Source organism: Candidatus Woesearchaeota archaeon (assembly GCA_027858315.1).
In the GTDB taxonomy this organism is placed as follows: Archaea; Nanobdellota; Nanobdellia; order Woesearchaeales; family UBA583; genus UBA583.
In genome coordinates this window covers 1-11730 of the sequence record JAQICV010000003.1, presented here as the reverse complement: position 1 = coordinate 11730, position 11730 = coordinate 1, and the positions used below count along the sequence as shown (strand labels likewise).

Genomic DNA, 11730 nt, shown 5'->3' with positions numbered 1-11730 from the left:
TTAAAAAATAAAAGCCCACTCTTCTGAGCGGGCTGATTGTATTTAGTTCATGCGAGATTTATTATTGTGTGAGAAAACTCATCCTGTTGTCGCATACCTTATACTTACTCCGTCTCAGGCCACATTAAGTAACACCTTCGTAGACTTTTTAAATTCCATTCTGCATTCTCTTTGTTTTTTGCTAACAAAGCAACTGCTATATTATCATATCTTGTTTTATAAAATTTATCTAATTCTTCTCCTCTAAAAATGAATACTTCTAATCCTTTTAAAGCAGCCTCTTTCTTAAGAGTTGGTAATAATTCTGTTTCTTTTAATACTTCTACCATTTCCCAAAATTTGGTACTACATCTCCTACTAACTTAGGGGCAAATTCTAATAGGGTCATTCTAATAAATTTTTTAGACGGATTCCCTAATTTAAGTTGGATTGCTCTATATGTTAGTCCTTCTTTTCTTAATTCTACTATTTGTTCTTGTATTTCCGTCATAATTTGCAGGCTTGTTAGGACTCGAACCCAAACTTAGCTGTGTTGAAGACAGCTGTGCTACCATTACACTACAAGCCCATATAAATTAGCTAATAGTTTCTAAAATAACTCTTAAAGGTGTCTCTTTATTTTCTAGCAATAAATATCTTCCAACTCTATCATTTACATCTTCATATACTTCTATTTGATTATCCCAAAATCTAACTACCCAGTCTTCTCTTGTCCATGCATCTGTGTCTGCATTGTATTGAAAATCAAATTCTTTTAACAGCTTACAATAGTAACTATTATCATTTTTCATAGTACAAATATACAATATTATTTTTAGAAAAAATACAGAATATGAAAAAATTACAAAATATTTGTTTTAAATAACTTTATATTATAATTATTATTTTTATTTTATACTATATAGGTAAAATTAGTCAGAAAGTGTTCTTAATCCTTTTACATTAAAAAATAATCTGTTAATAGAATTTTTTAAGATATTTATTTCTAACTTTGTACATAAATAAAATAACTACTATGAAATTTATTAAGAAACACCAATCCGGAAATAAAATTGATCCTTATAAGTATGATGCAGCTAGAAAAAACTACTTAAAGGAAAAGAGTGCCTTTGAGAAAAGGAAAGAAAGCTATAATGATAGTTTACTTTTATATAATTATGGACAAGATTCTATGAAATCGTGAAATGAATTAAGTTCAGAGTATTCTTTTAAAAAAGATAATAACCACACTCCAGATAAAACCTCAGAAGAAGTAAATCCGGAGAAAGCAAAACAGAAACTTCAGGACTCTAGATTTGCTTCAGGAGGTATAAAAAATCCTAAATCTATCATGAAGCCAACTGATTTTTATAGATTTCATTATAAAGACACTCCTACTAATTACGTTGTAAAGTCTTACTCTAAACCAAAACATGAGCCAAAGTTTTTACTAGAAAAACCAGAAGCAGCTTTAATTAAGAAACTTACTCCAAAGGAACCTAATTTACAGTCTTCCTTCGATAAAACTCTTCAGACAAGAACTGAGCCTATAGAGAAATTTATAAAAACTACAGAACCGAGAACTACTTCTGCAGAACGGGTCTCCAAAACTACTAGTCCTTATAGTTCTTTAAACAGAACAAGTTCTGGAAGAACAACACATCTTAGAAGTAACCAATTAAAGAGAGATTCTCAAGGAAATATTAAACAAGGAGCTCCTTTAGGAAGTAAAATAAAAGAACTCATTAATAAAGTAAATAATGCAAAACAAATAGCAGACAATAGATCTAGTAATTGGTTGAAAACTTTTAAATGGGCTTATAAAAGACAATAATATGACATATATAAAGAAATATCAATTAGGGGATAAGATAAATAAAAAAATATACAACGCAGTAGATCCTACGCAAGACTACCCCAGTATTCCACACAGCATAAGATTAGGAATATCAGCAGCTATGGGTAGAAGTGCTGATAAGAAGAAAGAACCTGTTTCTGATGCCGCTTGGAGAAGACGATTGGGATTATCTTATGATAAAAAATATTTGCCCACAGTAAATGATTCTACAGTTACTCTACCAAAAAATTATATTAATGAAATATTAGTAGATACTAATGCTGTTAAGCAGAGAATATCAGAAAATAAAGTAAGTGAAGATCTTAAACAAGCTATAGCACAAGGCAAAGTTTCTTTAAATCCAGAATATATTAATGATATAAAAAGAAGAGATACTCGAGTTAAAAAAGATACAAAATATCTTAATAAACTTAGAGATTTATATAAAGGAAAAACAGTTTCTGTAAATGAATTTCAAGCATGAAAAAATAGAGATTTATATAATAAAGATGGATCTTTTAATGATAAAGTAGTTTCTCCTTTAAATGTATTGAAAAATTTTACCTTAAAAAAGAAAGATAATGGAGACATAGAATTTTCTGATACTTATGACTTCAATCAATATGAGAAGTTTGTACCAGGAAAACCCTTTAATATTAAAGGAGTAATAAAAACAAAAGCCAAACACAATTAAGTGCTTGGCTTTTTTTTATTAATTCATCATTGGATTAAATTTTGTCTCTGAGAAAACAGCAATTTTATAACCGTCTTCCGTTACAATCATATTTTTAGTTTGACTAAAAGTTTCTATGCCACTCTCATTAAATAGCTTATCTGAATACCATTCAATAGCTCCTGTTAAAAATTCATCTTCTGCTAATATAGTATTCATCTTTTCTATTGGATTGTCCAATTCAAAGGAAACAAAGGCTACTTTCCTGTCCATCGATTCATAAAGTTTTGTGCAGCTTGGTTAGATACATCTATCAATTGAGGAAAATTTATTTCATTCTTCTGAAAAGCATCAAATACATCCATAGCAATATTAGCTGTATATGCATTAAAAAAATCTTCATCATTTCTTAACCTATCTAATACTACCCCAAGTGCATCTTTAAATGTAGGTGTTTTTAATGCCTCTTCTACCTTAGCTCTTCTCTTAGTTGCTTCATCTTCTTTTTGTATTACATCTTCTAATAAATCAGATATAAGTAAGAGTGTGAATATAGAATCTTCTGAACTTATTTCTATATTTTCTAAGGAGTTTTTAATTTCTTTTAATTGTTCCATTTAAATAATTTCTTTAATGCGATTTTGATTTTACGTAATTTAATAATAATAGTAATTTTATCTATTCCTGGAAAGGTTCTAAATTTATCTTCCAATATTTCTTTTGATGTTGGAAAATCTTTCATTAGTAACTGAATCCATCTATTAATAGTTCTTTTAATGGAACAAAAAATCTTGTATGCCCTGATGTATCTTTAAAAATACACTTCTTGGCAAAAATAATGTACTGCAGAAAGTCTTTATATGTTTCTTTATAGGCATCTTCTAAACTAAATTTTTCATTCATCTGAAATTCTTTATTTAGAATTGGCATAACTTCTACATCTTCATAATCAATTTTTATTTTTAAAATCTCAGAAAAAGTCCCCAAAGTAGTCTCTACATGTTTTCCTTCAAGAAAACTTATTCTTCCTTTCATTTCTTCTCCATACTGTGTTGTTGCATTAATAACTTCAATTAATATTAATAATGCTTCTTTATAATTCTTCATATGTTTCTTTAAATATATTAGGTTTACATGGATATAATTCTCCTTTAACTCCTCTAATAATATAATCTCCAATAGAGCCTTTCATCTCCCCTTCTAAAGTATGTATCATTAAACATTCATCTCCTCTAAAAACAGAATTTGCTGATGTTAATTTCTTTATCCTAAATACAGAATCATCTGTTCCATCAAAAATCTCTGCATCTATTATTACTGGTCTCTTTCTATATTTTGCCATTAAAATTCTATTACTACTCGTTTATTTAAATATTCATCTGGAATACTTATACTTGGAAATAAATCTTTAACTTGATTCCCTGGAAGTGTTATTGTACCACTATAAGAAGGTTGAGTTTTGAAAACCTCTGTAGCATTCAAGGTAACTTTCTCTACTAATTTACTGTCCGACATTTAACTGCTCTTTTAAAAAATTTAATTCTTTTAAGTGACTCTCTATCCGTGTAAGGTCTTTACTTAAGGTTTTTGTAAGGTTTTCTATCCTATCTTTATATCCTTCTTTTTCAGAAGTATAAATAGATATTCCATAATCTTTATTTTCAAAATGAGGTTTATCACAATTATCAATATTATCAAAGATAATTAAATCATATTGACCTCTACTATATTCTATTCTATCAAGAGATACTGTCTCTATCTCAATTCCATCATTAGATATACTGCGACTTGTTGGGTTCTCAATAATTTGTCTAGAAATATCTTTGAGTTTTCCCATAGCATGGTGATCTGCTGCACCACAATTATGTACTAAAGCTACTCTTTTGTATTTTCCACAAACTAAATTAGCTGCTAAAAATAAATAAATAGCTGTAGATGTTCCAATTCCTCTCTTTGAACTGATAGTTACTGGCTCATTTTTAATTAAAGCTTCGATTATAGCTAACTGTGTATCATTTAATTTAGGGATAGCTAATTTTCTTCCTCCTGTAGTAAGACATTCAACTTTAAGATCTTTAATTACAGCTTCAAAAAATTGTCTATATGCTTTTTGTAATAATTGTTCTAACATTCTAATATTTTTTTATACTCTTCTTCTGAAAAGATTACTATTTTTTTACTAAATTCTATTCTATCTCCTAAATCCTTTTCCTCTAAAGGAATGTTTTTATCTTTAAGTAATTTTAAAAACATGTCTTCTAGTTTATGTTCTATATATTTTTTTCTTTTAGAGTAGTTTTTATAACTTTCTTTTACTTCTTTACTCTCTACAAAAGTTAGTGTATGTACCATTATGTATTTTGCATATTATCTAAAAGATTTTCGGTAATCTTAATTTTATCATTCATAAAAGGATGTTTGTAAGGAGTTTTGTATTTATTTAAATAGTTTCTCCCATTAATTATTATCTTTTCTACTATAGAAATCTTTTCCTGAGGAGATAAATTCCCTCTTTCAAATTCTTGGAAACTTTGCTCTATAATATCTTCTAATTCTTGTTTAATCATAAAAATGCAATAAAGTAAGCGGTCTCTTTAACTGTATTTAATCTTTTAAAGGTAAACTTTAATTTATCCTTTAATATATATTGTTGTTTTCTTCCTTTTTTAACTACTTCTAAATAATTTTCCTTTTTAAGCGTTTCTATAGATTTTCTAATTATAGGAATAGAATAACTACTTATTTCAGATAATTCTTTCAAAGATTTATCTTTATGTTCATGTAAGCATATATATAATCAGAAATCTTTTAATGTCAGCTTAGGATTGTTAATAATGTTCATTATTTAAAAATTCATATAATTCTTTATTCCAAATCGCATCTGATAAGGCGTTGTGTTCATTAGTTTGCTTTGGGTATTCATCAAGTTCTTTTAACCTTTTTAGTTTTTCATTAAAAGTAGCAAGTCTGTCTTTTTCTTGTGAAACACCTCTACCTATTGTCTTTATACTCATCCTACTATTATTCCAAGTATCTCTAAGGTATAGCCAATCAAGTGTGTTTACTTTTCTGTCTAATTCTTGTTTTAAATCAATACAGTACCTTGGGAATCCCTTTGGGAGGTCTATCATTCTCCCAAATAACCAGCAAAATACTACCCAATCATAGTCTGCATAATAAGCATAGAATTCTGGTTTATCTTTCTTCATCCAATTTACCTTATCTTTTATATCTAAATTATTAAATACAGTATTAAATCCTTCTTTAGTATGATTAGCATAATTAACAAACTCTTTAATTTCTTCAGCTATCTGTTTATTAGTTTTACCATATTTATTTAAAATATCTTTAATAGATTCTTTATTAAAAGGAAATTCTTTTTTAAGAGGATTCCACACCCATTCTTTCCATATAGGCTTTAATACATTCTCTCTTAACCATTCATTATTCCAAGCATCCTTTAAATTAAAATCCTTAGAGATAGCATAATATACTCTATCATCTTCCCCAACTATACCAATAGAGATTAATTCTATTGTATCTATTCCTTTTTTCTTGTACTCATGAAATTCTGTGTCTAAGAAGTACTTACTCATATTTTATTAATTTATTAGTCCATTAAATGCCTCTTCCACAGCCTTACACCCTTCTGCAGAACCTATAAAAGTTAACTCTAATTTACCAGTTCTTTGGTAATATCTAAAATCTTTTATTTCTATTTTATCTAAATTTATTAAACCCACGCCAGTATCTGGTAATTCAAATACTGGTTCTCTAGAAAGACTATTCTGAAATAATAATTCCACTTCAGAAAGTCCTTTAGTTAGTTTGTTATATTTTTCTTTAGAAATTTCTTTCCAGATTGGTCTATAATATAACATTATTATATTATTTCCTTTAAATCATTAATTCTAAAACCAGCAGCAGCTTTGTGACCACCTCCTCCATATTGTTTAGCAATAGTAGAACAATCTACTTCTCCATTATCATTATAAAGAGAGAAATTCCAGTTGCCATCAGCAAACCAAAAACAAGCGCAACCATCATATCCATCTTTATGGTAATCTATACCAAAGTTAATAGGATTAAACCTCTCACGATTAATAGCTATAAATTTTCTATGATCAGTAGTAGCTATAGAACCTTTAGTATCAATATAACCTTTAGATTCTATAAGTTCTATTTCAAAACCATTCTTATAAGTTTGTTTAGCTTCTGTACAGAGATAAGAATATATAGCCTTTCCTTGATTTAAAATTAAATCTTCTGGAGTTACATCAAATACTTTATTATTTCTTTCTAAGTCCTTTTTAGATTGAATTAACCAATCATAAGCTTCTTCATAATTACACCTCTAGCTCCATATTGAAATTCTAAGACTTTTTGTTCATCATTAGCTCTGGGTAAAGCTTTTTTAAGTTTAACATCTATACCATGGAACCAATCATCAATAGCATTTTCACGAGAGTCTTTATGATGATAAAATTTATTGTCTAAACAATCATTAATCTCCTCTCTTGTAAAATTATTTTTTCTTGTATGATTAAATGAATCATATAATCCAAGTAGTCTAACTATTTCAGGCATACTATTATTAGTAGATTCCTTATTAGGATCACCCCTCATTCCTTGCATTAAATGTTTCCAAGTTAATTCGCAAGCTGCAAAGTTAGTATTTCTAAGACCCTCTGTTTCTACTGTAATATTAGATTTAATTGCAGATATATGATGGTCAATCCAAATAAAATTAGTTTCTAATGTCTCACTATCCATTAATCTATCATTTATTTCTAACATATTAGTTAATGGAAAACTAATATCACACATTATCACTTTATCATATTCTGATAAGTCTGGAATAGGATCACCGTAATTATATCCTATAAAATCTAAAGTATCTGATATATCTTCTAATACTCTAATACTTCCATCTTCTATATGTGGATTTTCATGATTCTCTAAAAACCAATGTTTAACTATTGCTGCAGCCATCTAAATCCACTCTGTGATATACTGTACATATTTTCATTTACTTTACTCTAAAGTTTGCAATGTCTGCATCAAATATTTTATCTTTACTATCACTGTATGGTACACCACTAGTATCATTCTTAATATTAAGTTCTCTCTTTGTTGATAAAATATATTTACCAAAATCCACTAATTCTCTTTTATTCATAATTTTATTTTTTAATTCTGACTTATTTTTTACACTTCCATAAAATATAACATTACCATCTCTAATAATTTCTAAAGTATCTATAAAATCAGTCCCAATAAAAGTAATTCCAATTATTTTAAGTTTACATTCTTTTAAATTTTGAAACTCTTCAAGCTCTGATTGTTTATAAAAAGTAAATGTAGCTGGGTCTGACCATTCTGGAAGAATTGATACAAATCCTAAACTCTCTATCTCTTCTTTGTCTAAATATTTAACTCTTACTCTACTTAAATCTAACTCACATAGTTCATAATCAAGGTACATAAAAGAATCTTTGTTGTAAATATCTTTTATATATCTGTTTCCTCCAAGACCATCCATTACTTCTGGATCATATATTTCATATTCAAACTCAAATCCAATATAAAATTCTTCTATTTCCGGCGTATAGTATGCCACTCCATAATTTTTCATACTACAAAGATACAAAAATTTTTTCCATAAATACATGATTGTGAAACTTTTTGAATATTTTTAATTTAACCATATTTAATTCTTAATATTTTCCAATCTGTTTACTATTTTAACTATTTTTATTTTGTGAGCCATTGTTAGTTTGGTTCTTTGTAGTACTGAAGTTAGAAACTTAATTTCCCAAGGAGTCAATAAGTTCGATGAAATGAATCTTCCAAAAGTAAAATGAATGTATCCTTTTACTCCTATAGGGGCTTTTACTTTTGCAAAAGTCTCTATTCTTTGTCCCTCCCTAGCAAATCTCCAAATAAATCCTTTACTACTTTTTACTTTTCTATTACAGCACTTAATAATTCCTTTTTCTTTAGCTGAGAATTTTTTAGCTGCTTCTTCTACTGAATAATTTCCTAAGAAAATTCCACTCTTCTCAAAACACATTACTCTAGTAATATCATTTTTTCTCTCATTAAATCTTTGTATAAGTTCTAATAAGTTTATAAGAGATCCAGAATGTGCAGCACTATGACATTGTTTACACAAACAAATTAAATCTGAATCATTAGCTTGTCAAGGATATTTTCCAGAGTATTTAATGTGGTGAATATGTAATTTTTTAGTGTTTCCACAATTCATACATACCGCCCCTCTTATCCCTTTTATATAGTTTACTTTGTTTATTCATCTGTAATCTCTTAGATAAACAGCATACTTTTCCTTAGTTATTTTCATTTAATTTATTAAGTATAACTTCTAATTCTTCTAATAAAGCTTCTGAGAAACTAATAATACTTCCAGAAAATCTATGTTTATAATCTTCATTAACTACTTCCTTATACTCTCTACATAATTTAATTGTATTAGAGAGTGCATCTTTTCTAACATTAGGGTCTTCTCCCTCATATAATATAATATTATTTCTAATTTTTTCAGTAAGTTCTTTCTTATGGTAAGATAATTTCTCCATTCTCTGTAGTTTTATTTTTATCTTTTAATAATTTTTTAATTAAATATTGAAGATCTTTAATTTCCTTTGAATTATTATCTATTTTTGCATCATGTGTTTGTAATGCAAATATAATACTCTGACCAAGTTCATCTAAATGATAAAATCTATTATTTATCATAATACCATTTTCCATTTTATTAGAGTCAACTACTGATAGTAATCCTTTAAGTTCTAAGGATTTATCATATTTTTGTATGATTGTTTCTGACAAATTAATTATGTTTGATAATTCTTCCTCTGAATAGGAAACTTTTCCTAATCCTTCTATATCTTTATACATGTATTGTTGAAGTGCAGTTAAATAAGCCTTTTCTTTAGCTGGTATTACTTCATTATCTAAAAATTCTGGACTAAACATCTCAAATTTTGCACTTTTTCTGAAAGTATAAAATTGTTTTGACCCCCTTCTTTTATTTCTGCTAACCGATATCCATTGTTCTTCTTCCAGAGCCTCTATAGAATTTCTAATAGTTGGTATAGAAAATCCACATTTTTTAGAAATCGCTCTAAGCCCTGGGAAACATAATGTAGTTTTATGATTGTAAAAACTTTTGATGGTTACATAAACTAATAAATCATTTGGTGTCAATTTTCCATCTTTAGTCATGTCATTTGGCAACTGGAAATGCTGTTTATTCATAGTGTAAAGATAATCATTTTTGCACACTTAATTTCTAGGAGTGTGAAAAAATGGAAACTTATCGATACTGGCCTATTTTAAGTCTATGCGCTAAAGGATTTCCTTTCTTTACCTATAAATTACTTTATTAAAGTCATTCTAGACATAGCTAAAAAAATTTTTTACACACTCTGGAAAAATTTCTTTTACAGTTGAAAAATTTTTTGCACACTTTAGGCAAATTTTTTGCACATAACTATACTTATAACTTAAAAAACTATACGTAAAGAGCCAGGTTTTCAAGAATTTTTTGGCAGCCTTTGATTGGATTTTTTGGAAATTTTTGGTTTAGGAGGTTATAAAAAATTTTTTTATAATTTTTTAGTGAATAATATTATCAGGAAGATGTTTTAAATCTTCATGTAAATCCATAAGCAGATAATCTTTTACTATTACAACATTCACCAATTCTACTTGATTTAGTTTTTTGAGTAGCGGAAGTTTCTAGAGATTTAGCTGCATCAGCAATAGAATTAAATGTATTTATAATTTCTAAGTTATTATTTAGTTGATGTACTTGTTTTCTAGCTCTTTTAATATCCTTATCGAAAATTTTTGTAACTCCTGTACAAGCTTTACTTATATTATCTTTATGCTCTTGTGTTTTATTCTGTTGAAACTTCCTCATTTTTTCTATAGTTTCTGGAGAATGCATACTTGAATCCCCACCAGACATTAGATTATACCCCAGTGTAATACTGTCATATAAATTAATAAAATCTTTTTCTAACTGATTTAAAATATCTTTTATATTTGTTCTATCTTCTGTAATAAATAGATAATCTATTGTAAAATTTTCTCAACCATATTTTCTAATAGCACTCCCTAATTTAGTTTTTGTTTTTGAAGTTTGTCTTTTATGCTTAGAAAATCTTTGAGCAACATCTACTGATTGTCCTATATAAACTTTTCCAGAAGGACTTGTTAATTTATAAACCGCTGATTTTTTCATACTATAATTCTTTAATATTATTTCATTAAAAGAGTAAATTAGGACATTATTAAATTTAGAGATGTTTATAAAGAATTCTTTTTATAATTTTTTTTAAAATTTTTGAATTTTTATGTTCTGAATGCGTTTCTTGTATACTAATCTACCCCCATGTCTAAAGGGCGGGAAAAGGAATTTATTTTTTCTTCCTCTCAATAGAAATTTAATAATCTTTAAAAAATAATTACAATGGAATCAATTGAAACATTAAAAACGTACGAAGAGTTATTAGCAGCAGGTAAAGAAGCAGGCATAAAAGACTCAAAACTTGAAAAAGCGGTTGAATTATATTCACTGCCATTAACAGGTACTTTCAAAAAGTTAATTTTGCGAACAGGTACAAACGAAGCGGGTGACAATATGTCACATTTTGCAATGATTACTACCACAGACGAGATTATTTCAATGTCAGCCTTGCAGCGTTTTGGATACTTTGGGGCAAAAGCAGAGGCCGAAAGTAATATCCAACCGAAGCAAGACAAACAGCAACAAACAATTTACACACTACGTGGTGTGTCTTGCAAAAATCCAAAATTAACAGGCAATCATATTAAGGTAGGCTTGAAATTAGAGGGTACAAGTTTTAATGCGGATCCAAAAGAAGGGTGGATTTTAGATTATAAAAAAGAAGGTTACACAACTCCCGGCACAGCTAAAAAAGGTTTAGTAACTAAAGTTTTTTATGAAGTTAGTCCTACTGATGTAAAGTAAAAATATTTGTGGGTGCATTAATTTGCATTCACATTTATTTATTGTTTATTATTTATTAAAAAATCACTATGAAAACATCAAAATTAATTGCAAAAAATTCGCAAGCATTCGGTTTCTTTGGTTCAAAAGAAGAAGCAACAAAACAACTTTCAAAAGGGCAAAATAATACATTTATTTTAAAACGAGTAAGTTGTTTAAATCCTAAATTGTTAACATGGA

26 protein-coding genes are annotated in these 11730 nt (G+C 27.8%); 5 read left to right on the top strand and 21 right to left on the bottom strand.

Annotated features, from left to right (window positions below; all coding sequences use genetic code 11):
* Positions 1-104: 104 nt before the first annotated feature.
* The 3 genes from PF569_00265 to PF569_00255 form a co-directional block, all read right to left on the bottom strand.
* Complete coding sequence (locus tag PF569_00265; GenBank protein MDA3854660.1) at positions 105-329, bottom strand: hypothetical protein; 225 nt, start codon at positions 327-329, stop codon at positions 105-107.
* A complete protein-coding gene (locus PF569_00260; GenBank protein ID MDA3854659.1) occupies positions 323-490 on the bottom strand; it encodes a hypothetical protein in 168 nt (55 codons plus the stop codon). Before PF569_00260 ends, PF569_00265 begins: the two co-directional genes overlap by 7 nt.
* An 85-nt stretch (positions 491-575) precedes the next feature.
* Complete coding sequence (locus tag PF569_00255; protein MDA3854658.1) at positions 576-791, bottom strand: hypothetical protein; 216 nt, start codon at positions 789-791, stop codon at positions 576-578.
* A gap of 224 nt (positions 792-1015) precedes the next feature.
* On the opposite strand from PF569_00255, the gene PF569_00250 reads away from it, so the two are divergent.
* The 4 genes from PF569_00250 to PF569_00235 all read left to right on the top strand — a co-directional run bounded on the left by PF569_00250 (position 1016) and on the right by PF569_00235 (position 2510).
* Positions 1016-1183 (top strand): hypothetical protein, encoded by a 168-nt coding sequence (locus tag PF569_00250; protein MDA3854657.1) that lies wholly within the window; start codon positions 1016-1018, stop codon positions 1181-1183.
* 147 nt (positions 1184-1330) lie between these two features.
* The gene (locus PF569_00245; GenBank protein ID MDA3854656.1) at positions 1331-1813 is read left to right on the top strand and encodes a hypothetical protein; all 483 of its coding nucleotides are present in this window, start codon (positions 1331-1333) and stop codon (positions 1811-1813) included.
* A gap of 1 nt (position 1814) precedes the next feature.
* Positions 1815-2300: a hypothetical protein gene (locus tag PF569_00240; protein MDA3854655.1), complete on the top strand. Its 486-nt coding sequence runs from the start codon at positions 1815-1817 to the stop codon at positions 2298-2300.
* A 66-nt stretch (positions 2301-2366) separates the two neighbouring features.
* Positions 2367-2510: a hypothetical protein gene (locus PF569_00235; GenBank protein MDA3854654.1), complete on the top strand. Its 144-nt coding sequence runs from the start codon at positions 2367-2369 to the stop codon at positions 2508-2510.
* An 18-nt stretch (positions 2511-2528) separates the two neighbouring features.
* On the opposite strand, the gene PF569_00230 is transcribed toward PF569_00235, so the two are convergent.
* The 18 genes from PF569_00230 to PF569_00145 form a co-directional block, all read right to left on the bottom strand.
* The gene (locus PF569_00230; protein ID MDA3854653.1) at positions 2529-2762 is read right to left on the bottom strand and encodes a hypothetical protein; all 234 of its coding nucleotides are present in this window, start codon (positions 2760-2762) and stop codon (positions 2529-2531) included.
* Complete coding sequence (locus PF569_00225; protein ID MDA3854652.1) at positions 2747-3106, bottom strand: hypothetical protein; 360 nt, start codon at positions 3104-3106, stop codon at positions 2747-2749. The genes PF569_00230 and PF569_00225 overlap by 16 nt, the downstream gene beginning before the upstream one ends.
* 124 nt (positions 3107-3230) lie before the next feature.
* Positions 3231-3596 (bottom strand): hypothetical protein, encoded by a 366-nt coding sequence (locus tag PF569_00220; GenBank protein ID MDA3854651.1) that lies wholly within the window; start codon positions 3594-3596, stop codon positions 3231-3233.
* A complete protein-coding gene (locus PF569_00215; protein ID MDA3854650.1) occupies positions 3583-3831 on the bottom strand; it encodes a hypothetical protein in 249 nt (82 codons plus the stop codon). Before PF569_00215 ends, PF569_00220 begins: the two co-directional genes overlap by 14 nt.
* Entirely contained in the window at positions 3831-4004 is a 174-nt protein-coding gene (locus PF569_00210) for a hypothetical protein (protein MDA3854649.1), read from the bottom strand. Before PF569_00210 ends, PF569_00215 begins: the two co-directional genes overlap by 1 nt.
* Complete coding sequence (locus PF569_00205) at positions 3991-4620, bottom strand: hypothetical protein (GenBank protein ID MDA3854648.1); 630 nt, start codon at positions 4618-4620, stop codon at positions 3991-3993. Before PF569_00205 ends, PF569_00210 begins: the two co-directional genes overlap by 14 nt.
* The gene (locus PF569_00200; protein MDA3854647.1) at positions 4614-4841 is read right to left on the bottom strand and encodes a hypothetical protein; all 228 of its coding nucleotides are present in this window, start codon (positions 4839-4841) and stop codon (positions 4614-4616) included. Before PF569_00200 ends, PF569_00205 begins: the two co-directional genes overlap by 7 nt.
* Positions 4841-5056: a hypothetical protein gene (locus tag PF569_00195; protein ID MDA3854646.1), complete on the bottom strand. Its 216-nt coding sequence runs from the start codon at positions 5054-5056 to the stop codon at positions 4841-4843. The genes PF569_00200 and PF569_00195 overlap by 1 nt, the downstream gene beginning before the upstream one ends.
* Positions 5053-5250 (bottom strand): hypothetical protein, encoded by a 198-nt coding sequence (locus tag PF569_00190; GenBank protein MDA3854645.1) that lies wholly within the window; start codon positions 5248-5250, stop codon positions 5053-5055. The genes PF569_00195 and PF569_00190 overlap by 4 nt, the downstream gene beginning before the upstream one ends.
* 67 nt (positions 5251-5317) lie before the next feature.
* On the bottom strand, positions 5318-6085 hold the full coding sequence (locus tag PF569_00185; GenBank protein ID MDA3854644.1) for a 3'-5' exoribonuclease: 768 nt from the start codon (positions 6083-6085) through the stop codon (positions 5318-5320).
* A gap of 6 nt (positions 6086-6091) precedes the next feature.
* A complete protein-coding gene (locus PF569_00180) occupies positions 6092-6370 on the bottom strand; it encodes a hypothetical protein (GenBank protein MDA3854643.1) in 279 nt (92 codons plus the stop codon).
* 439 nt (positions 6371-6809) lie between these two features.
* Positions 6810-7481: a hypothetical protein gene (locus PF569_00175; protein ID MDA3854642.1), complete on the bottom strand. Its 672-nt coding sequence runs from the start codon at positions 7479-7481 to the stop codon at positions 6810-6812.
* A 37-nt stretch (positions 7482-7518) separates the two neighbouring features.
* Complete coding sequence (locus PF569_00170; GenBank protein ID MDA3854641.1) at positions 7519-8124, bottom strand: hypothetical protein; 606 nt, start codon at positions 8122-8124, stop codon at positions 7519-7521.
* Between the two features lie 75 nt (positions 8125-8199).
* Complete coding sequence (locus PF569_00165) at positions 8200-8664, bottom strand: hypothetical protein (protein ID MDA3854640.1); 465 nt, start codon at positions 8662-8664, stop codon at positions 8200-8202.
* A gap of 175 nt (positions 8665-8839) precedes the next feature.
* Complete coding sequence (locus PF569_00160) at positions 8840-9088, bottom strand: hypothetical protein (GenBank protein MDA3854639.1); 249 nt, start codon at positions 9086-9088, stop codon at positions 8840-8842.
* Positions 9066-9770 (bottom strand): helix-turn-helix domain-containing protein, encoded by a 705-nt coding sequence (locus PF569_00155; GenBank protein ID MDA3854638.1) that lies wholly within the window; start codon positions 9768-9770, stop codon positions 9066-9068. Before PF569_00155 ends, PF569_00160 begins: the two co-directional genes overlap by 23 nt.
* Positions 9771-10167: 397 nt before the next feature.
* Positions 10168-10464 carry a hypothetical protein gene (locus PF569_00150; GenBank protein MDA3854637.1) on the bottom strand — a complete coding sequence of 99 codons (297 nt, stop codon included), beginning with the start codon at positions 10462-10464 and terminating at the stop codon, positions 10168-10170.
* A 144-nt stretch (positions 10465-10608) separates the two neighbouring features.
* Entirely contained in the window at positions 10609-10761 is a 153-nt protein-coding gene (locus tag PF569_00145; protein ID MDA3854636.1) for a GIY-YIG nuclease family protein, read from the bottom strand.
* Between the two features lie 228 nt (positions 10762-10989).
* Here PF569_00145 and PF569_00140 point away from each other — a divergent pair, with 228 nt between their 5' ends.
* Positions 10990-11511 carry a hypothetical protein gene (locus PF569_00140; protein MDA3854635.1) on the top strand — a complete coding sequence of 174 codons (522 nt, stop codon included), beginning with the start codon at positions 10990-10992 and terminating at the stop codon, positions 11509-11511.
* Positions 11512-11730: the final 219 nt, after the last annotated feature.

Bases quoted from the DNA above. Each gene is read 5' to 3' on its own strand.
- PF569_00265 (MDA3854660.1), bottom strand. From the start codon at position 329: ATGGTAGAAGTATTAAAAGAAACAGAATTATTACCAACTCTTAAGAAA.
- PF569_00260 (MDA3854659.1), bottom strand. From the start codon at position 490: ATGACGGAAATACAAGAACAAATAGTAGAATTAAGAAAAGAAGGACTA.
- PF569_00255 (MDA3854658.1), bottom strand. From the start codon at position 791: ATGAAAAATGATAATAGTTACTATTGTAAGCTGTTAAAAGAATTTGAT.
- PF569_00250 (MDA3854657.1), top strand. From the start codon at position 1,016: ATGAAATTTATTAAGAAACACCAATCCGGAAATAAAATTGATCCTTAT.
- PF569_00245 (MDA3854656.1), top strand. From the start codon at position 1,331: ATGAAGCCAACTGATTTTTATAGATTTCATTATAAAGACACTCCTACT.
- PF569_00240 (MDA3854655.1), top strand. From the start codon at position 1,815: ATGACATATATAAAGAAATATCAATTAGGGGATAAGATAAATAAAAAA.
- PF569_00230 (MDA3854653.1), bottom strand. From the start codon at position 2,762: ATGGACAGGAAAGTAGCCTTTGTTTCCTTTGAATTGGACAATCCAATA.
- PF569_00225 (MDA3854652.1), bottom strand. From the start codon at position 3,106: ATGGAACAATTAAAAGAAATTAAAAACTCCTTAGAAAATATAGAAATA.
- PF569_00220 (MDA3854651.1), bottom strand. From the start codon at position 3,596: ATGAAGAATTATAAAGAAGCATTATTAATATTAATTGAAGTTATTAAT.
- PF569_00215 (MDA3854650.1), bottom strand. From the start codon at position 3,831: ATGGCAAAATATAGAAAGAGACCAGTAATAATAGATGCAGAGATTTTT.
- PF569_00210 (MDA3854649.1), bottom strand. From the start codon at position 4,004: ATGTCGGACAGTAAATTAGTAGAGAAAGTTACCTTGAATGCTACAGAG.
- PF569_00205 (MDA3854648.1), bottom strand. From the start codon at position 4,620: ATGTTAGAACAATTATTACAAAAAGCATATAGACAATTTTTTGAAGCT.
- PF569_00200 (MDA3854647.1), bottom strand. From the start codon at position 4,841: ATGGTACATACACTAACTTTTGTAGAGAGTAAAGAAGTAAAAGAAAGT.
- PF569_00195 (MDA3854646.1), bottom strand. From the start codon at position 5,056: ATGATTAAACAAGAATTAGAAGATATTATAGAGCAAAGTTTCCAAGAA.
- PF569_00185 (MDA3854644.1), bottom strand. From the start codon at position 6,085: ATGAGTAAGTACTTCTTAGACACAGAATTTCATGAGTACAAGAAAAAA.
- PF569_00180 (MDA3854643.1), bottom strand. From the start codon at position 6,370: ATGTTATATTATAGACCAATCTGGAAAGAAATTTCTAAAGAAAAATAT.
- PF569_00175 (MDA3854642.1), bottom strand. From the start codon at position 7,481: ATGGCTGCAGCAATAGTTAAACATTGGTTTTTAGAGAATCATGAAAAT.
- PF569_00170 (MDA3854641.1), bottom strand. From the start codon at position 8,124: ATGAAAAATTATGGAGTGGCATACTATACGCCGGAAATAGAAGAATTT.
- PF569_00160 (MDA3854639.1), bottom strand. From the start codon at position 9,088: ATGGAGAAATTATCTTACCATAAGAAAGAACTTACTGAAAAAATTAGA.
- PF569_00155 (MDA3854638.1), bottom strand. From the start codon at position 9,770: ATGAATAAACAGCATTTCCAGTTGCCAAATGACATGACTAAAGATGGA.
- PF569_00150 (MDA3854637.1), bottom strand. From the start codon at position 10,464: ATGCATTCTCCAGAAACTATAGAAAAAATGAGGAAGTTTCAACAGAAT.
- PF569_00145 (MDA3854636.1), bottom strand. From the start codon at position 10,761: ATGAAAAAATCAGCGGTTTATAAATTAACAAGTCCTTCTGGAAAAGTT.
- PF569_00140 (MDA3854635.1), top strand. From the start codon at position 10,990: ATGGAATCAATTGAAACATTAAAAACGTACGAAGAGTTATTAGCAGCA.